The following is a 17,027-nucleotide window of genomic DNA, read 5'->3' as shown; positions in this document are numbered from 1 at the left end:
GAGTACCGGCTCGAGCGTCGCGGCGACGACGTGCTACTGGTGCTGCACGGCGGACACATGCGGGCCGGGCTGGCGCTGGGCGAGGATGCGTTCGCGGCGGCTGGATACACCGTCCTGGTCCCGTCGAGGCCCGGCTACGGCCGCACGCCGGTGCGCAGCGGCCGCACCGTGGCCGACTTCACCGACACAATCCGAGCGCTCTGCGGCGAGCTCGGCATCACCCGGATCGCGGCGGTGGTCGGGATCTCCGGCGGCGGCCCGACCGCGGTCACGATGGCGGCCCGGCACTCCGATCTGGTCGCGCGGCTGGTGCTGCTCAGCGCCGTCGGCCCGCTGCCCTGGCCGGACCGGCGTACGAGGCTGGGCGCGTATCTGGTGTTCGCTCCCGGCATCGAGTCCGTTACCTGGGCCGGGGTTCGGCTGTTCATCCGGGCCGCCGGGCGGCGGGCGCTCGGGCCGTTGATGGGCGGCGTGTCGATCGCCAAGGGGCCTGCGGCGCTGGCCGGGCTCAGTGACATCGACCGGGACATGCTGCGGACACTGTTCGGCGCAATGCGGTCGGGCGGCGGCTTCATCCACGACCTGCGGCCGGTGCCCGACGTGTGCGGGTCGGTGCGCCAGCCGGCGCTGGTGGTCGCCTCCCGGGCAGACGGTGGCGTGCCGTTCGCGCACGCCGAGGCGCTCGCCGCCGCGCTGCCACGTGCGGGACTCGTGGAGAGCCGCGCGGCCGGACACTTCGTGTGGTGCTCACCGGACTGGCCCTCGATCGCCGAGCGCATCATCGCGTTCATTCGCGCACCGGCCTAACACAAGCCCGGTCTCGTACGGCCGGTCAGTGGCGATGCCTGCGAGCAGGGCCGCAGCGGTGGCCGCTGTCGCGGTGCCGACGAGCGGGCCAATGGCGGCGGGCACGGACGACCCGCCGCTGGAGTCGGCGAACGTCACCAGCCCGAGGTCGAGGCACAACCGTCCCGGCCTGGTTCGCTGGACCCCGTCGGCCACCGCGGCCAGCCGCGGCGTCGAGGTGGCGTCGAGTTCCCCTCGCACGACCACCTCGGGGTCGCCGCTCAGCCTGGCCCGGACGTCGATCGCGACGCTCGTCCCCGGCCCTCCTGCGCGGCGCGAGTCCACCCCGGCGTTGTCTGGGATACCGGGCCCCGGCACATTCCCGATTAGTTGCATACTACAATTGGTGTCTTAGGCAGCTGTCGGCAGCTCCCCTCGGCACAGCCGGCATGCCGGGGTCTGGTCGGCGTGATGATCCGCTGTGCATACCAGGAGGATGACACGATGACCGACGCCACGTCGGCCGAGGACGACGCGACGGCGGCCACGGTGCCGCTGCCGCTCGCCCGGATCCTGCTGGTGGAGGACGATCCCGGGGACGTCGCCTACACGCTGGACGAGTTCCGTGAGCACCGGCTGCGCAACCCCGTGACGGTCCTGGACGACGGCCGGAAGGCCATCGACTACTTGCAGCAATGTGGCGCCTACCGTGATGCGCCGGTGCCGGACATCCTGCTCCTGGACATGAACCTGCCGGTGGTCGAAGGGCGGACGGTGCTCGACCGTGTGGCGGCCGACCCGCGGTTGGCCGGCCTGACCGTCGTGGTGCTCACCGGCTCCGATGTTGAGGAGCGCATGCTGCGCGACTTCGGCGTGCCCGCGACGCACTTCTTCCGCAAGCCGGTCGACTTCGCGCAGCTGATCGGGCTGATCCGTAGCGTCGAACAGTTCGCGCTGGTGTTCGGCCGGCAGCTGCGCCGCGGATGACGAGACGGCGCCGGACCGGGCTCAGGCGAAGGCGAGGTAACGCAGCCACAGATAGGGCACGCACACGGCGACGGTGACGCCGGCGACGATGAGGCCGTAGCGGGTGAACTGCCAGAAGCTGATGCGGTTGCCGGCGCGTTCGGCCAGGCCCAGGATGACGACGTTCGCCGACGCGCCGACGGCGGTGGCGTTGCCCCCCAGGTCGGCCCCGAGCGCGAGGGACCACCACAGCACGTGCGAGTTGCCCGTGTCGGCACCGGCGTGGACGAGGTCGGCGACGATCGGGCTGATGGTCGCCACGTACGGGATGTTGTCCACGACCGCCGACAGCACCGCCGAGCCCCACAGCAGCACCATGGCGGCCACGGGTAGCCGGCCCTCCGTCGCCGAGGTGAGCGTCTGCGACAGTTCGCCGATCACGCCGGTGCCGACGAGCGCGCCGATCATGACGAAGAGCCCGGCGAAGAAGGTCAGGGTGGGCCACTCGACGTCGCGGACGATCTCGCCGGCGTCGAGCCGGGAGGCGGCCAGCAGGACCAGCCCCCCGATGATGGCGACGACGGACGGTTCCAGGCCGACGAGCGTGTGCAGCGCGAACGCCGCGGTGACCAGGGCCAGCACCGCCAGGCTGATCACCAGCAGCCGCGGGTCGCGGATCGCGTCGCGCTCACGCAGTGCCATCACCGTCTTCACCCGCTCCTCGTCGGTGTGCAGCGCACGGCGGAACAGCACCCGGCACAGGCCGACGAAGACGACGACGAGCAGGGTGACGATCGGCGCGAGGTGGACCAGGAAGTCGTTGTACGACAGCCCGCCGCGGCTGCCGATGATGATGTTCGGCGGGTCGCCGACGAGGGTGGCGGTGCCGCCGATGTTGCTGGCCATCGCCTCGGCGATGAGGAACGGCGCCACCGGCACGGCGAGGCGTTCGCAGACCAGGAACGTGACGGGCGCGATGAGCAGGACCGTGGTGACGTTGTCCAGCATCGCCGAGGCGACCGCGGTCACCACGACCAGGATGGTCATGACCCGGAAGGGACGGCCGCGGGCGCGTTTGACGGACCAGATCGCGAGGTACTCGAACGCGCCGGTGCGTTTGAGCACGGCGACGATGAGCATCATGCCGAGCAGCAGGACCAGGACATTCCAGTCGATGCCGGTCTGTTCGTCGAAGAACGCGTGCTGGCCGTCGGTGGCGCCGATGATCAGCATGACGACCGCGCCGCCGAGCGCGGCGGCGACCCGGTGGACGAGCTCGGTGGCGATGAGGATGTAGGCGGCGGCGAAGACGGCGACGGCGATCCAGGCGGTGACGGTCACTGGCCGATCAGCCGATCGAGGAGGGCGTCGAGGGTGACCGCGCCGAGCAGCCGGCGTTGCTTGTCGACGACGGCGACGACCGGGTTGCCAGTGCGCGCCATCAGCGCCGCGATCTCCAGGACGGTGGCGTCCGCGCCGACCACGGCGAGATCCCGGCCGTGTGCGGGCAGTGTTTGGGCGACGGTGCGCTGGCCGAGGCCGCGCAGGAAGAGGTCGGCGGCCTCCTCGTCGACGACGCGGGCCAGCGCGGGGTCGTCCTGGCAGTACTGCGGCACCGCCATGCGTAGCACCTGCGTGCCGGCCAGCACGGTGGACGGATAGCCCTTGTCGTCGAGCACGATCAGGCCAGGCAGGTCCTGGCCGGCCAGCAGCCGGGCCGCGTCGATGGCCGGTGTGTCCAACCGCACGGTGGGAAACGGAGCGGCGAGTTCTGCGGCGCGCACGTCACTGTCCTCCTGGGTCGGTGCTGGCGGGTCGGTCGGCTCCACGGCCCAGCAGGCGCCGGCCGCGGGTCTCCAGGCGCTGTTGCCACGCGGGCATCAGCTCGGGCACGAAGCTGCGCGCGACCACGATGTCGGTCGAGGAATGCAGCACGATGCTCAACACGATGGTGAGCGCCACCAGGGTGAAGATGCTGTGCGCGGCGGTCACCCCGGAGGCGAGCACGAGCAGCCCGTACACGACGGAGGCGAAGCCCTTCGGCCCGAACCACATCGCGGCCAGCTGCTCGCGCGGGGCGAGCCCGGAGCCGAGAAACGACAGCCACAGCGCGACCGGCCGCGCCACCACGAGCGCGAGCACCGCGAACAGCCAGCCCGCCCAGCCTGCCGTACCGAAGAAGGAAGGAGACAGCAGAGCACCGAACACCAGCAGTGCGGCCAGCTTCAGCGTCTCGGCGACGAGCTCGCCGAAGTGCTCGAACGCCTCGCGCTCCTTGTGCCCGATGGTCGCGACGGTGATGCCGGCGGCGAACGCGGCCAGGAACAGGTTGGCGTGGGTGGCCTTGCCCAGGGCCAGCACGAGCAGCCCGATGGCCACCGCGTTGAGCGGGGCGTACTGCTCGGACACGGCGAACCAGCGGGTCCGCTCGAGGCGGATCGCGACCCACGGCACGGCGACGCCGATCGCCACGCCCAGCAGCAGCTCCCAGCCGATCTCCAGCACGTGCAGTTCCCGTTCGTGCGCAACGACGGCGAGCAGGACCACCACGAACGGCAGCGCGAGGCCGTCGTTGACGCCGGACTCGACGTTGAGCAGATGCCGCAGCCGGCCCGGAACCTTGTCGTTACCGACCAGTGCCGAGGCGAAGACCGGGTCGGTCGGCGCCAGGATCGCGCCGACGAGCAGGGACTCCACCCAGCCCAGGCCGACCACGTACCGGGCGAACACCGCGGTAACCAGCAGCGTCAGCGGCAGCCCGAGCCCGAGGGCTCGGCCCGGCAGGCGCCAGGCCGAGCGCAGGTCGTTCCAGCCGACGCGCATGCCGTCGGTGAACAGCACCGCGAACAGCGCCAGCTCCGACATCGACGACACTTCCGGCGAGCCGGAGCCGATATGGACCAACCCGGTCACGCCGTCGCCGGCCAGGAAACCCGCGGCGAGGAACACGACGGCCGTCGACAGCACGGTGCGGTGCGCCAACGCGGACAGCAGCACCGCGACGAGCAGGACGACCGCGAACACCAGCAGCAGCGACACCAGGGGACTCCGACGATCGGCAACAGGACGTAACCACTCGCCGACCAGACTTCCCGGCACACCGGGTAGGACCGTACCTGATCAGAGCAGGCTCGGCGAGCCCGACACCGTCGCCGGGGCGGAGGCGCTGGGCGATGCCGCTGAGGACGGTGACGGCGGCGGTCCAGATGGCGGGACGGCCGATGCCGTCGGGGACGGCGAGGCTGGCGGCGACGGCGGGACGGGCATGACGGCCCGGCGGCTCGTCGGCGGCGGCGAGGAGCTTGGCCGCGGCACGGACCTGGTCGGCGACGGGCGGGTCGGCGCGGGGGCAGGCACGCACACCCTGTGATCGAGCGCCGCGTCCGCACATGCGTCGTCGTCCGGTGGCACGGCCGCGACCTGGGGCGGGTGGCCGAACCAGGGCAACTGGCCGGGGGCAGTCTGGCCAAGTGCCGCCACTGCGCCCAGCAGCAACGCGGCTACGCCGGACGCGGCGGCGACCGTGCGCATAGTCCACCGGGCCCGCAGCCGGCCCCCCGTCGGCCGCGTCGCTGTCGCCGCGTTCGGGCTACGGACGACCGGCAGGTCGAGCGTGGCGTCGGCGAACCCGGCGAGCGCGGCCGCGGCCTCCTGGCTGCCGGGCCGCAGTGCCGGCTCCGCGTTCAGGCAGCGGACCACGAACGCCGTCAGGTCGGCGGGCGGCGGCGGGCCGGGACTGTCCAGGCAGGCCGTCAGCAGCGCGCCGAGGGCACGGACGTCGGTGGCCGGGCCGTCGAAGTCGTCGGACACCACGCCCGCGAAACCGAGCACCTTCGCACCGACCTCGGTGAGGATCACCTTGGCGGGGACGAGCGCGCCGTGGCACACCCACTGGCCGTGGGCCTCGGCGAGCGCGGCGGCGACGCCGGCCCCGATGCGCGCCGTCTCGGACCATGACAACGGCCCGGCGTCGAGCCGCGCGGCGAGGGTCGGCCCTGCAGCCAGCTCCATCACGATGAACGATGCCGGCCCCCGCGCGGGCAGGTCGGTGGTGCCGACGTCGTAGACCGTGACGACGCCGGGATGCGTCAGGCGGGCGGCGATCCGCCCGCCGTCGAGGAACCGCCGTGCGTCGCCGGCGCGGTCCGCGCGCAGCAGCCGCACCGCCACGGGGCGCCGTAGCAGCGTGTCGTGGCCCCGCCAGATCTCCGCGGTGGCTCCGGCACCGATGCGACGATCCAGGCGGTACCGGCCTTCGAGCTCCATGCCGCCGTCGCGTCCTCTGCATCTCGGAAAGGGCGAACATCCACCCGGGTCGAGTATGCCGCGCTGCAGCGCACATTACATGGGGCGACGCAAAGTGTTGTATGAGTGCAATATTTCCGTTCTCCGGCGTCCGCGGGTGTGACGGTCCCGTGTCAATCGTCCGCGGACCGTTGCCGGGCCTGGTCATCGCCGAGCCCCGGTGGCTATCGTGCGGCTCGACGGCCAACGTCGCGAAGGAGGTGCCGCGGTGCCGACAGTTGCCCGGCGCTACCGGTTGACAAGCCAGGCCGGCTCTGGCGGGATGGCCGAGGTGTGGCGCGCGGTCGACACCCGGCTGGACCGGACCGTGGCGGTCAAGCTGCTGCTGCCCGAGCTGTCCGGGGAGGCCAGGGCCAGGGAGCGGGCCGTCGCGGAGGCCCGGGCGGCCGCCCGGATCAGCCATCCGAACGTGGCCGCGCTCTACGACGCCGGGCATCGGCTGCGCGGGCTGCGCCGGCCGGTGCCGTACCTCGTCATGGAATACGTCGACGGCGAGACCCTCGACCGCCGCCTGGTCGGCGGCTCGGCGCTGGACTGGCCGGACGCCGCGCGGATCGCCGTCGAGGTCGCCGAGGCCCTCGCGGCGGCGCACCGGCACGGCGTCGTGCACCGCGACATCAAGCCGGGCAACATCATGCTCACCGCCTCGGGTGTCAAGGTCGTGGACTTCGGCCTCGCCTCGATCATCGGCACGGTCCACGCTGGGCGGGCCGGGGTCCTGCTCGGCACGCCCGAGTACATGGCGCCCGAACAGCTGCGGGACGAGGCAGTAACGGCCGCGGCCGACCTGTATGCCCTGGGACTGGTCGTGTACCACATGCTGACCGGCGCCCTGCCGTGGACCGTCACCGCCCGCCGTGTGCTGGTGCGGCAACGCCATGCGTGGGGACCGGTGCGCCTGCCACCGACCGCGGGCGTGCCGGCCGAGATCGTCGCCGCGGTCGACGCCTGCCTCGCCGACGAACCCGACCTTCGTCCATCCGCGCAGCACGTCGCGAGCGACCTGCGCGCGGCATTGGCCCGGCATCCGCACACCGAAGCCGCACCGGCAGCGCCCGCCACGTCATACCTCCCCGAGCGCCCACGACACCCGTGCCTGGTGCCGTGGCGGAGCCGGCCGGTACGCCGCTGGCCGCGCCGCGCCGCGCTGGCCGCCGGGGTCGCGCTCATCGGCGCGGCTGGATGGGCGAGGCCACTGTGGGCGACGCCCGTCGCGACCGCGAGCGACGAGCCGTCCCCGGCACCGCCCATGTGCACCGTGCAGTACGTCGGACACCGCACGCCACCGACGTTCACTGCCGACCTGTCGATCGACGGCAACGTCGGGAAGTCCTGGGTCGTGCGTTTCACGGCCCCGCCCGGGCAACGCATCACCCGGGCGTCAGGCGCGGCCTGGAGCCAGTCCGGCTCCCTGATCACGGTGACCGGCACCGGCCCACTAACCGCGCGGGTGTCGTTCACGCTCGCCGGCGCGATCGACCGGGCCGACGCCGGGTTCCCGGCCGCCTTCGAACTGGACGGCGTCCCGTGCCAGCACCGGGTGTCCATCCACACCGTCAGCGCCGCCGACGCCTGACAACCTGCATGAACACCAGGGAGGTGGTCACCATGCTCGTCACCGAGCAGCCCGACACCGCCGCGGTCTCCTGCGACCGCTGCGGCGCCACCTTCCGGCGCACCCGCACCGACCCGCAGTCACTGTGGGTCGCGGCCGAAGCGCGAGGCTGGCAGACGGAGCGGCTCGGCGGCATGTGGTGGCACCGCTGCCCGCCGTGCGCACAAGGTTCCGCCTGAACCGCAGTCCCGCACGGCGCCCCGCTACTGTGATCGCATGCCCAAGGACGCACGCGCGCCGGCTCCCGCCATCGCCGCCCCGGAGGCGGTCGAGGCGCTGCTCGCCGCCAGCCGGGCACTGGTCGGCATCGCCGCCCGCTCGCTGGCCGACATCGACCCGGATGTCACCCTGCCGCAGTACCGCGCGCTGGTCGTGCTCGCCGCTCGCGGGCCGCAGCGAGTCGCCGACATCTCCGCGGAACTGCAGGTCGCCGCGTCCACCGGCACCCGCATGTGCGACCGTCTGGTGCGCAAGGGCCTGGCCCGCCGATCCCGGCCCACGTCCGACCGCCGCGTCGTGCGGCTCACCCTCACCGCAGCCGGACGCCGGCTCGTGCAACGGGTGACCGACAGCCGGCTCGAGCAGCTCACCACCATCGTCGCGGCGACCGCCGACGTGTGGCATCCGGCCGTCGCACCCGCCCTGCGCGCCTTCGCCGCCGCGGCCGGCGAGGTCCCCGAACGCGAATGGTGGCTCGGATTCCCGTCCATGGACGAGGAGGCCGAGCCTCCACTGGACTGAGGGCCGGCACCCCGCCGCCGGCCCGCACCACCGCATCGAGCGCCTCGTCCAGCGACTGGCCGGCCCGCAGAACCGGAACGCTGCAGGCCAGGTTTCCCGCGGTCAGCTGGCTCGCCTCGGGACAAGCCGGCCGACCGCAGAGGCGAACGCCGAACCGACCTGGACGACCGTCCCCTCGCGGCCCACCGAACCACCGCCGCCGATGCACAACGCGCTGGCGAAGGACTTCACGACGGCCAGCCGCGTGCGGATCCGACCGCCGTGGGCGGACACGGCGTACATCACCTCCGGTGCGGTGACGATTCGCACGACTGTCGCCGGTACCTGGGCGGGTGCCGGACGACTAATGTCAGCACTATGCAACTGATGTATACGCTACGGGAGTCCGTCTTCGCCGCCGAGCGGCACGGCGTGCCCACATGACCGATGCCGGCCACCACGATCTGGTCATCGTCACCGGCCGGCTACCCGCCGAGCCGCCCGGCGCCGCTCGCCGACCGTCCCGCTGGACCGGCGAGCACGCCGCCTGGGCCGCGGCCCTGCAGCCGGGACTGACCATGAACGGCGGGGCCTGGATCGGCTGGCACGGTGTTGCCGGTCCGCCGGTGCCGCCCACCTGTCTGCAATCGGTCTCACTGCGCGCGGTCCCGCTGTCCGATGCCGAAATCGCCGACCACTTCGAGGGCCAATGCGCATCGACGATCGCGCCGCTGTACCACGACGGCGCCGAACGCGCCGCCTTCCACCGCCGGTGGCGGCGGGCCTACCGGATCGTCAACGAGCGTTTCGCTGCTGAGGCCGCGGCGGCAGCGGCCCCGAACGCCGGCATCTGGGTGCATGGCCACGATCTGCAACTCGTCCCAGCGCTGCTGCGCGCCGAGCGACCGGACCTGAGGATCGCGTTCTACCTTCCGCTGCCGGTACCGCCCGCCGAGTTGTTCCGGCGTATGCCGATGCGTGCGGAGCTCCTCGACGGCATGCTCGGCGCCGACACCGTGCTCCTGCCCGACCGGCGCAGCGCCGAGAACTTCCGGCGGCTGGCGGCAGGCATCGGCGGCTACCGGCTCGACGACGGCCGCGTGCTGACCGCGGATCGCCGCGTGATGGTCGGCACGCTGCCGATGGGCGCCGACGCGCGGCTCGTCGCACAGCTCGCCACCGGCTCGAACGTCGCCCGCCGCGTCGAGACCCTGCGTCGCGAATTGCGCGCACCGCGCGTCGTCCTGCTCGCGGTCGATGCGCTCGACGCCATGGCCGGCACCGAGCAACGCCTCGGTGCGTATAGCGAACTGCTGGCCGACGGCAAGCTCCCCGCGGACGACTGCACCCTGGTCCAGGTCGTCATCCCCGGCCCGCGGCCGACCGACGAACAGGACCGGCTGCGCGGTCGCGTCGAACAGCTGATCGCCCGGATCAACGGCATGCACAGCACCGTCGGCCGGCCCGCGGTGCACTACGTGCACCGCCAACTCGACCGGGTTGACACCGTCGCGCTGTTCCGCCTGGCCGACGTGCTGCTCGCCACGCCCCTGCGCGAGGGCACCAGCCTCGTAGCGAAGGAGTACGTCGCGGCCCGCTCGAACGACACCGGCGTGGTCGTGCTCAGCGAATTCAGCGGCACCGCCGAGGAACTCATGCAGGCCCGGCTGGTGAATCCGTACGACGTCGAGGACATCAAACGGGCGATTCTGACCGCGGTCGAGCCCGGGCACGACGCCCGGCCCGCGATGCACGAGATGCGCACTTCGGTGCTGCGCTACGACGTACACTGGTGGGCGGCGACCGCACTGGCCATGCTGAGCCGCTGAGGCAACACATCGGCCGCCGGCGGCTCAGGCATGGTCGAGCGCAAGGGTCGATCCAGGACGGCGCCCGTCGCGCGCTTCGGCCGGCCACTGGATGCGCCGGTGGGCCATGTCACAACGGGCTCGTCCTACGGTTCCACCGCGACGGCAACCGCCGCACCATCTGCCTCGGACTCATCCCGGCGGGTTGCGAAACGGTCGGCGAAGTCATGCGCGCCCGCCAACTGGAGCTGCGCAGGATCGTTCACGAGGCTGGGCTCGTCGCGTCCGGGCGTGCGCCCTCAGCATGCTGCAACGCCTCGTTCGCGCCGTCGGCGAACTGCCCGACGACGAATGGCGGGCGCGCTCGCAGCACTCGTCCAACGAAGCAACTCAGGCAACCAGGCTCCGCACCGGCTGACGACCGCGCAGCCACTCAAGCGCGGAGACCTGATCGGCGTGCCCAGGCAACACCTGATCCAAGCAGAGCATGCGCAACGCGCTCGACAGGCCGACCGCAGCGCCGACCAGGCAGGCCCGCCCGCCGCGCTCGGACGTCCGCCGCGATGCCCTGACCAGCACGCCGACGGTGGCCGAGCTCAGCCGCCGCACGCCACTCACGTCGACCATCAGATGGCGGTACCGGCCAGGCTCACCCCCAAGCAGGTCCCACAGGCGCGCGTCGTCAGCGGGCAGCAGGTCACCGCGCAGGCAGACGGCCCGCACGTCGGACAGCAACTGCACCACCATCCGCGGCGACGGCCGCCCAGCCGGTGTGACCGACCGCCGGTCCAGCGCCCGGGCCACCATCCCGACCAGCGCCGCCGGCGCCTCGCACCCGCCGCACACGTGCGGACCGATCGCCAGCTCGCTGCCCCGCCAGCCGTCGCGGCCGAACAGGCCCCACGCGACGTCCCAGGTACCCAGCGAGGCGGCCAGGTTGCCGGCCACCCATCCACAGCCGTCACACACCAGGCTGAAGTCGGCCCCATCGCGGGTCAGCAGCGCCGTCATGCGACCTCCCGATCAAGCGTGCACAATGCAACTCTTGGCGGCGGATGTGGCAATCCCGTCGCGGCTTTACGACAGTGACGTGACGATCCCCGCTGCGGTACGCCGATCCATCAGGCGTCGACGGAGTATGCGGACCGCGAGACGCACTTCGGGCAGCCGTGCGGACCTTGCCGAGATCGTTCACCGATCCAGCCGATCCAGCCATGCCTCCGGATAAGGCTCCAGACACGGTCCCAGTTGTGCAGGTTGTCACCGAGACGGTCCACTGTCGCGCCGCAGCCGTCGCAAACGAGGCGGAAAACGTTGCCGTCCGGCTCCTGCAACACCGTCATACCCATACCTCCTGCAAGCCCCTGACTCCTGGACCCCGGACCCTGCGGCCATCCCATCCGGATGAACATCGTTGGCCCGGCATCGTGACAGCGGTCCGGCGGCCGCATGACGGTTGCGCGACAAACGCTCCACAGCGCCTCGCCGGCAACGGTTGACCCTTGTAGTCACACAAATGTTGCCCTTCGACGACGGAACCCGATCGTCTGGTCGTCTACAGTTGACACGGGCACACACCGGACATCCCGGAGGAGCGCGGCATCGTGAACGACGAGGAGCGACGGGCGCTACACCGGCTCGAACTCGAGCTCGAGCAGAATGACCCGCAACTGTCCTATGCCATGTCACACATGTCCCCGGTTCGCCGATGGCGGCGCACCGCGGCGTTGTGGACCACCGCATCAGGATCGTGCGGCATTCCCGCAGGGATCCTTGCCGATAACGCCGCCCTGATGCTGGTCGGGTTGTGCGTGCTCAGCATCGGCGCCGGGCTGTGGCATCCCGTCGACTAGGCCGCGTTTCATAACGCGCGGAGCCATTGGTTGATGGCGGCGATGGTCACGGTGGCCTCGAAGCGAACGGCGAGCTTGTCGTATCTGGTCGCCATGGCGCGATGCTGTTTGAGCTGGTTGATGCCGCATTCCACGGCATGACGCAGTCGGTAGACGACCGGGTCGAAGGCGGGCGGCCGCCCGCCTTTGGACCCCTTCGCTTTGCGGTGAGCGTCCTGGTCGGCCTTGCTCGGGATACACACCCTGATCCCGCGACGGCGCGCGTACCCGCGGTTGCCTTTGCTCGTGTACGCCCTGTCCGCCAGGACCAGGCCCGGACGGGTTCGCGGCCGGCCACCACCGACCCGACACACCTTGATCCGTTCCAACACCGGGGCGAACTGCGGGCTGTCACCCCGCTGACCAGCGGTGATCACCACCGCGAGGGTCTTCCGGCCCTGCTCACACGCCAGATGGATCTTCGTGGTGAACCCACCACGCGAACGCCCCAGCCCATGATCGCCGGGCTCGTCCTGTACACCGCCCGGCGGCTCCTTCTGCAGGTGACCGTCTCGGCGGGCACCCGCCGCATGGTGATGAGCCCGACTGACCGTGGAGTCCACGCTCACCGTCCAATCGATCTTCCCACCCGCGTCCGCAGCGGCCTGCAACGCCGCCAGGACCCGCGCCCAGGTCCCATCACGCTGCCAGTGCCGAAACCAGCGATACAACGTCTGCCACGGCGCATACACCTCAGGAACATCCCGCCACGGCACTCCGGCCCGGACCCGCCACCGGATCCCGTCAACGACGTCTCTGCTGGCCCATCTCCGCGGGCGCCCACGACCGGTCTCCGCAGGCAGCAACGGCTCCAACACCGTCCACTGCGCGTCGGTCAGGTCATGACGCCTCACTGCCGCTCCGCTCGGAGGGCGTTGCCACGTTGGTCACGGTCCCGCACGCGGGTCGTCACCCGGCTGGGGCACTCGCCTGAGGCGGCGTCATGGCCGGTGTCCCGGGTCTGTCGTGGCGGTTGCCCGCCGGGTATCGAGGTGCCAGCCGGCGGCTCGACGGCGCTGCTGCCAGAACGCCGCGTAGCGGCCCCCTGTCGCAAGGAGTTCGCGGTGGGTGCCCTGCTCGGCGATCACTCCATCCTGAAGCACCAGGATCTGCTGTGCCCGGGTGACGGTGCTGAGCCGGTGGGCCACGACCAGCACGGTGCGGGCGAGCGTGAGCGCGGCGAGGGCGCTGCTGATGGCGGCTTCGTTCTCGGGGTCGATGGCGGCGGTGGCCTCGTCGAGCAGCACGATGGGGGCGTCCTTGAGCAGCGCGCGGGCGATCGAGACCCGTTGGCGCTCCCCGCCCGAAAGCGCGGCGCCGGCTTCGCCGACCTGGGTGTCCCAGCCGTCGGGCAGCCGGGCCACGATCTCGTCCACCCGCGCCAGCTGCGCGGCTTCGTGCAGCTGTTCGTCGGTGGCGTCGGGGCGGGCCAGGCGGATGTTGTCGGCGATCGTGCCCTCGAACAGGTAGACGTCCTGGAACACCGGCGCGATCAGCGCCGAGCGCTGCTCGGTGCTGAGCCGACGCAGGTCGACGCCGCCGACCCGGATCGTGCCGTTGCCGTCGGGCACGTCGAGGAAGCGGGCCAGCAACCAGAGCAGGGTGGTCTTGCCGGACCCGGAGGGCCCGACGATCGCGGTGGTCGTGCCGGGCTCGACGGTGAAGCCGACGTCGTGCAGCACGGGCCGGTCAGGGGTGTAGCCGAAGCTGACGTGCTCGACGTCGATGCGGTGCCCGTCCAACGTCGGCGGCGCGAGGGGTTCGGGTAGCGGCGCGGTGGCCAGGACCTGGTTGATGCGGGCCAGGCTGTTGCGCGCGGCGCGCAGCACGCCGCCGTACTCGGCCGCGTTGCCCAGGGGTTCGGCGAAGCGGGCCAGCAGCACCAGCAGCGCCACCAGCTCGACGGCCCGGCTCGGGTCGTGCAGGGCCAGCGCGGTGCCGATCACGATCAGCGCGGTGAAGATCAGCTGCACGGTCAGCGCGTTCGCGCCCAGCGCCGGCAGCGTGCGGCTCAGCTGCCGTCGCCCGATGACGTGCTGCTCGTGCAGCGCGTCCGACAGCTGCGCGTGCCCGTCACTGGTCCGGCCGGCCGAGCGCAGCACCGGTTGCAGCCGGGCGTACTCGACGATGCGGTCGGCGGCCTCGGCGCCGGCCGCGTGCAGTTGCTCGTCGACGCTGGCCGCGCGGCGCGCCGCCCAGGAGAACACCGCGAACACGATCGGAACCGCGGCCAGCGCGCACAGGCCCAGGCGCCAGTCGATGATCAGGATGCCGGCCACGACGGTCAGGGGGGTGACGAGGGAGGAGACCAGCGGCTGGAACATGTGCGCGGGCAGTCCCATGATGTCGATGACGCCCTTGCTGGTCAGTTGTCCGATGCTGCCGACCCGGTCGCCGTCGAACCAGCCGATCGGCAAATCAGCGAGATGGTCCCCGAGACGATGGTGCAGCGACTTCGACAGTTGCTGTCCGAGGGCGAACCCCAGCTGCTGCTGCACGTAGGACGTGGCCCAGCTGAGCACCACGGCAGCGGCGAGGCCGACGAACCACCACGCCGCCCCGCTGATGTCACGCTCGATCAGGTCACGCAGCACCGGCACCAGCAGCACGTACGCCACACCCTGCAGGACGTTGTAGACGACCAGGGCGGTCAGGTAACGCAGGTAGGCCGGGCGGCGTTCGGGTCCGAGGACGACGCCGAGCTGCCAGAACATCCCGGTGCGCACACCGGCGGTCAGTGAGCGCGCGGTCGGTGTCGTTGTCGGCGTGCTCATGCGGCTACCTCCGCCACGTCCTGCGCGGCCCAGAGCTGAGCGTAGCGGCCGCCCGCGGCGAGCAGGTCCGGATGCCGGCCGCGTTCGACTATGCGACCTTGGTCCAGGACGAGGATCTGGTCGGCGTTGGTGATCGAGGACAGCCGGTGCGCGATCACCAGCACGGTCCGTCCCGCCGCAAGCCGCGAGAGCGCGTCTTGGATTGCCGCTTCGGATTCGGGGTCGGCCCAACTCGTGGCCTCGTCCAGGACCAGCACGGGGGTGTCGGCCAGCAACGCCCGCGCGATGGTGACCCGTTGGGCCTCACCGCCGGACAGGTGCGCATCCTGTCCGATCACCGCGTCGTAGCCGTTCGGCAGCGCGCCGATCACCTCGTGTACCTGGGCCGCCGTGGCGGCAGCGATGACCTGTTCGCGGGCGGCGTCCGGGTGGGCCAGCGCAATGTTGTCGTGGAGACTGGCGCGCAGCAGCCCGACGTCCTGCAACACGAAACCGACCGTCTGGTAGAGGACCTCGGTCGGAAGGTCGCGCACATCGACACCGCCGAGCAGCACCTGCCCGTCGGTGGGGTCGGTGAAGCGGGGCAGCAGACCGGCCAGCGTCGACTTGCCTGCCCCGGACGAGCCGACCAGCGCGGTCACCGTTCCCGGCTCCAGCACCGCGTCCACACCGTCCAGCACCTGGGTGCGGCCGTCGTAGCTGAACGCGACGCCGCGCAGCTCGACCCGGTGACCATCGGGTTCGCGCGGATGCCCCGGTTCGCTCACCGTCGGGGTGGTGAGCAGTGCTGTGATACTGGTGGCGGCGCCGCGGGCCAGCTGCATCGCGTTCGAGGACTGTTCCAGGTTGAGCAGCGGCCCGGCCAACCCGATGCCCAGAACGACGAACGGCACCAGGTCCACCGGGGTGCACCAGCCGGCATTCACGAACCCGATCCCGGCACCGAGGATCACCAGCAGCATCGTCGGGCCGGAGACGGCGGCCATCGCGATCGCGAACGGCCGCAGCATTGGCTTGGTCCACGCATAGAACGCATCGGCGAACGCGTCGGTCTCTTTGAGGAATCGTGCGTGGGCGCGGCGGGCCTGCCCGAACGCCTTGACCACCGCGATGCCACGCACGAACTCCACCGCCGCCGCGTTGATCCTCCCGAGCGCGCCCACGTACGAGGCCATCTTCTCGCCGTAGCCCTTGAGGATGCGGGCGTAGGCGAGAACGAAGAACAGGATCGGCCCGAGCGTGATCAGCGCCAGCCGCCAGTCCGCCCAGAACAGATAGCCCAGGATCGCGAGCGGGGTGACGACCGCGCCGACCAGATCGTTGGTCGCGTGCGCCACCAACGTGTGCAGCGCGCTCACCTCGTCTTGCACGGCGGACTTCACCTGACCGCTGGATCGCTGGTCGAACCAGCCCAACGGCACCTTGCCGAGTTGTCGTGCCAGCTTGCCGCGCACCTGATAGGTCAGGTCGTTGTCGGCGAAGTGGCTGATCGAGCCGGCGGCGCCGACGAACGCGAACCGGACCACGAACGCGATCACCGCGACGATCACCAGCGTCCACGCCCGCCCGTGATCCACCGGGGAGCGCAGCAACGTGCGGGCCAGCTCGCCGATGCCGACGTAGGGCACCACCGCCGCCAGCGACCCGACCGCCTGACATGCCGCGCCGGCGATCAGCTTGCCCCGCACCGGCCCCAGCAACCCACCCAGCGCGGCGTCATCAGGTGGCGCCGTGGCGCTGCTACCGCCAGCCGGGCCGGCGAGTTCGTCCGCACCCCCGCCGCCAGGTGTCTGATCGCGTCGGGTGCTGTCCATCGCGCCGTCCTTTCCTACTGGGGCCTGCGTGCCTGGGCGCCTGGGCGCTGGTTCGACCGGTTGCGGTTCCGGCGGATCGTCGTTCATCAGCCACGCTTCAAGTTAGGCACGCCTAAACTATGCTGGTGGCTGTGCGCGTAGAGGCCAATCGATACCCCAAACCGGCCAACCTGGCGGGGCGGACCGCGAGCGGTTCGCCGGAGACGTCCCGGCCAACGGGTACCACGGACGGGGGGCGCGCGGGAGCGACCTCAAGGACGGTGGGGCCGGCGGTCTCGCCCGTCCTGAGCGTTGACCGCGACATCGCCCAGGACCACGAACTGCTGCATCTGCACTCGCACCCTGAA

At 71.5% G+C, this 17,027-nt stretch carries 16 protein-coding genes; 7 read left to right on the top strand and 9 right to left on the bottom strand.

All coding sequences use genetic code 11. The annotated features are described in order from the left end of the window. Positions 1-57: 57 nt before the first annotated feature. Both ACQPXD_RS13965 and ACQPXD_RS13960 read left to right on the top strand, forming a co-directional pair. Complete coding sequence (locus ACQPXD_RS13965) at positions 58-807, top strand: alpha/beta fold hydrolase (RefSeq protein ID WP_432843832.1); 750 nt, start codon at positions 58-60, stop codon at positions 805-807. 483 nt (positions 808-1,290) lie between these two features. Then, complete coding sequence (locus ACQPXD_RS13960) at positions 1,291-1,773, top strand: response regulator (RefSeq protein WP_432838404.1); 483 nt, start codon at positions 1,291-1,293, stop codon at positions 1,771-1,773. A gap of 21 nt (positions 1,774-1,794) precedes the next feature. Here the strand turns inward: ACQPXD_RS13960 and ACQPXD_RS13955 are convergent, their stop codons facing one another. The 4 genes from ACQPXD_RS13955 to ACQPXD_RS13940 form a co-directional block, all read right to left on the bottom strand. Next, positions 1,795-3,093: an ArsB/NhaD family transporter gene (locus ACQPXD_RS13955; RefSeq protein ID WP_432838402.1), complete on the bottom strand. Its 1,299-nt coding sequence runs from the start codon at positions 3,091-3,093 to the stop codon at positions 1,795-1,797. Continuing rightward, a complete protein-coding gene (locus ACQPXD_RS13950) occupies positions 3,090-3,536 on the bottom strand; it encodes a CBS domain-containing protein (protein WP_432838400.1) in 447 nt (148 codons plus the stop codon). Before ACQPXD_RS13950 ends, ACQPXD_RS13955 begins: the two co-directional genes overlap by 4 nt. A 1-nt stretch (position 3,537) precedes the next feature. Then, positions 3,538-4,791, bottom strand: a complete 1,254-nt coding sequence (locus ACQPXD_RS13945) for a cation:proton antiporter domain-containing protein (RefSeq protein ID WP_432838398.1) — start codon at positions 4,789-4,791, stop codon at positions 3,538-3,540. 81 nt (positions 4,792-4,872) lie between these two features. After that, positions 4,873-6,018, bottom strand: a complete 1,146-nt coding sequence (locus ACQPXD_RS13940; protein ID WP_432838396.1) for a protein kinase — start codon at positions 6,016-6,018, stop codon at positions 4,873-4,875. A 247-nt stretch (positions 6,019-6,265) separates the two neighbouring features. On the opposite strand from ACQPXD_RS13940, the gene ACQPXD_RS13935 reads away from it, so the two are divergent. From ACQPXD_RS13935 to ACQPXD_RS13925, 3 genes are read left to right on the top strand one after another with little or no spacing between them, the layout of a single operon-like run. Further along, a complete protein-coding gene (locus tag ACQPXD_RS13935) occupies positions 6,266-7,633 on the top strand; it encodes a serine/threonine-protein kinase (RefSeq protein ID WP_432838394.1) in 1,368 nt (455 codons plus the stop codon). Positions 7,634-7,641: 8 nt separating this feature from the next. After that, entirely contained in the window at positions 7,642-7,851 is a 210-nt protein-coding gene (locus ACQPXD_RS13930; protein ID WP_432838392.1) for a hypothetical protein, read from the top strand. A 37-nt stretch (positions 7,852-7,888) separates the two neighbouring features. After that, positions 7,889-8,413, top strand: a complete 525-nt coding sequence (locus ACQPXD_RS13925) for a MarR family winged helix-turn-helix transcriptional regulator (RefSeq protein ID WP_432838390.1) — start codon at positions 7,889-7,891, stop codon at positions 8,411-8,413. Between the two features lie 102 nt (positions 8,414-8,515). Here the strand turns inward: ACQPXD_RS13925 and ACQPXD_RS13920 are convergent, their stop codons facing one another. Continuing rightward, positions 8,516-8,722: a chloride channel protein gene (locus tag ACQPXD_RS13920; RefSeq protein WP_432838388.1), complete on the bottom strand. Its 207-nt coding sequence runs from the start codon at positions 8,720-8,722 to the stop codon at positions 8,516-8,518. Positions 8,723-8,832: 110 nt separating this feature from the next. Here ACQPXD_RS13920 and ACQPXD_RS13915 point away from each other — a divergent pair, with 110 nt between their 5' ends. Continuing rightward, positions 8,833-10,221, top strand: coding sequence for an alpha,alpha-trehalose-phosphate synthase (UDP-forming) (locus ACQPXD_RS13915; RefSeq protein WP_432838386.1), 1,389 nt, complete (start codon positions 8,833-8,835; stop codon positions 10,219-10,221). Between the two features lie 369 nt (positions 10,222-10,590). On the opposite strand, the gene ACQPXD_RS13910 is transcribed toward ACQPXD_RS13915, so the two are convergent. After that, positions 10,591-11,211: an STAS domain-containing protein gene (locus ACQPXD_RS13910; RefSeq protein WP_432838384.1), complete on the bottom strand. Its 621-nt coding sequence runs from the start codon at positions 11,209-11,211 to the stop codon at positions 10,591-10,593. A 593-nt stretch (positions 11,212-11,804) separates the two neighbouring features. Between ACQPXD_RS13910 and ACQPXD_RS13905 the strand changes: the two genes are divergently transcribed. Continuing rightward, positions 11,805-12,053, top strand: coding sequence for a DUF3040 domain-containing protein (locus ACQPXD_RS13905; RefSeq protein ID WP_432838382.1), 249 nt, complete (start codon positions 11,805-11,807; stop codon positions 12,051-12,053). 8 nt (positions 12,054-12,061) lie between these two features. On the opposite strand, the gene ACQPXD_RS13900 is transcribed toward ACQPXD_RS13905, so the two are convergent. The 3 genes from ACQPXD_RS13900 to ACQPXD_RS13890 all read right to left on the bottom strand — a co-directional run bounded on the left by ACQPXD_RS13900 (position 12,062) and on the right by ACQPXD_RS13890 (position 16,767). Continuing rightward, on the bottom strand, positions 12,062-12,946 hold the full coding sequence (locus tag ACQPXD_RS13900; protein ID WP_432838380.1) for an IS5 family transposase: 885 nt from the start codon (positions 12,944-12,946) through the stop codon (positions 12,062-12,064). Positions 12,947-13,033: 87 nt separating this feature from the next. After that, on the bottom strand, positions 13,034-14,866 hold the full coding sequence (locus ACQPXD_RS13895) for an ABC transporter ATP-binding protein (RefSeq protein ID WP_432838378.1): 1,833 nt from the start codon (positions 14,864-14,866) through the stop codon (positions 13,034-13,036). After that, the gene (locus tag ACQPXD_RS13890) at positions 14,863-16,767 is read right to left on the bottom strand and encodes an ABC transporter ATP-binding protein (protein ID WP_432838376.1); all 1,905 of its coding nucleotides are present in this window, start codon (positions 16,765-16,767) and stop codon (positions 14,863-14,865) included. Before ACQPXD_RS13890 ends, ACQPXD_RS13895 begins: the two co-directional genes overlap by 4 nt. Positions 16,768-17,027: the final 260 nt, after the last annotated feature.

Source organism: Dactylosporangium sp. CA-092794, assembly GCF_050948465.1.
GTDB lineage: Bacteria > Actinomycetota > Actinomycetes > Mycobacteriales > Micromonosporaceae > Dactylosporangium.
The sequence above is the reverse complement of the archived record's forward strand: the minus strand, read 5'-3'. Positions and strand labels throughout refer to the sequence as shown.

What these genes read in the sequence shown, in the direction of transcription:
- ACQPXD_RS13925 (WP_432838390.1), top strand. Translation starts at nt 7,889, where the DNA reads ATGCCCAAGGACGCACGCGCGCCGGCTCCCGCCATCGCCGCCCCGGAG.
- ACQPXD_RS13960 (WP_432838404.1), top strand. Translation starts at nt 1,291, where the DNA reads ATGACCGACGCCACGTCGGCCGAGGACGACGCGACGGCGGCCACGGTG.
- ACQPXD_RS13965 (WP_432843832.1), top strand. Translation starts at nt 58, where the DNA reads ATGCGGGCCGGGCTGGCGCTGGGCGAGGATGCGTTCGCGGCGGCTGGA.
- ACQPXD_RS13910 (WP_432838384.1), bottom strand. Translation starts at nt 11,211, where the DNA reads ATGACGGCGCTGCTGACCCGCGATGGGGCCGACTTCAGCCTGGTGTGT.
- ACQPXD_RS13930 (WP_432838392.1), top strand. Translation starts at nt 7,642, where the DNA reads ATGAACACCAGGGAGGTGGTCACCATGCTCGTCACCGAGCAGCCCGAC.
- ACQPXD_RS13940 (WP_432838396.1), bottom strand. Translation starts at nt 6,018, where the DNA reads ATGGAGCTCGAAGGCCGGTACCGCCTGGATCGTCGCATCGGTGCCGGA.
- ACQPXD_RS13915 (WP_432838386.1), top strand. Translation starts at nt 8,833, where the DNA reads ATGACCGATGCCGGCCACCACGATCTGGTCATCGTCACCGGCCGGCTA.
- ACQPXD_RS13895 (WP_432838378.1), bottom strand. Translation starts at nt 14,866, where the DNA reads ATGAGCACGCCGACAACGACACCGACCGCGCGCTCACTGACCGCCGGT.
- ACQPXD_RS13890 (WP_432838376.1), bottom strand. Translation starts at nt 16,767, where the DNA reads ATGAACGACGATCCGCCGGAACCGCAACCGGTCGAACCAGCGCCCAGG.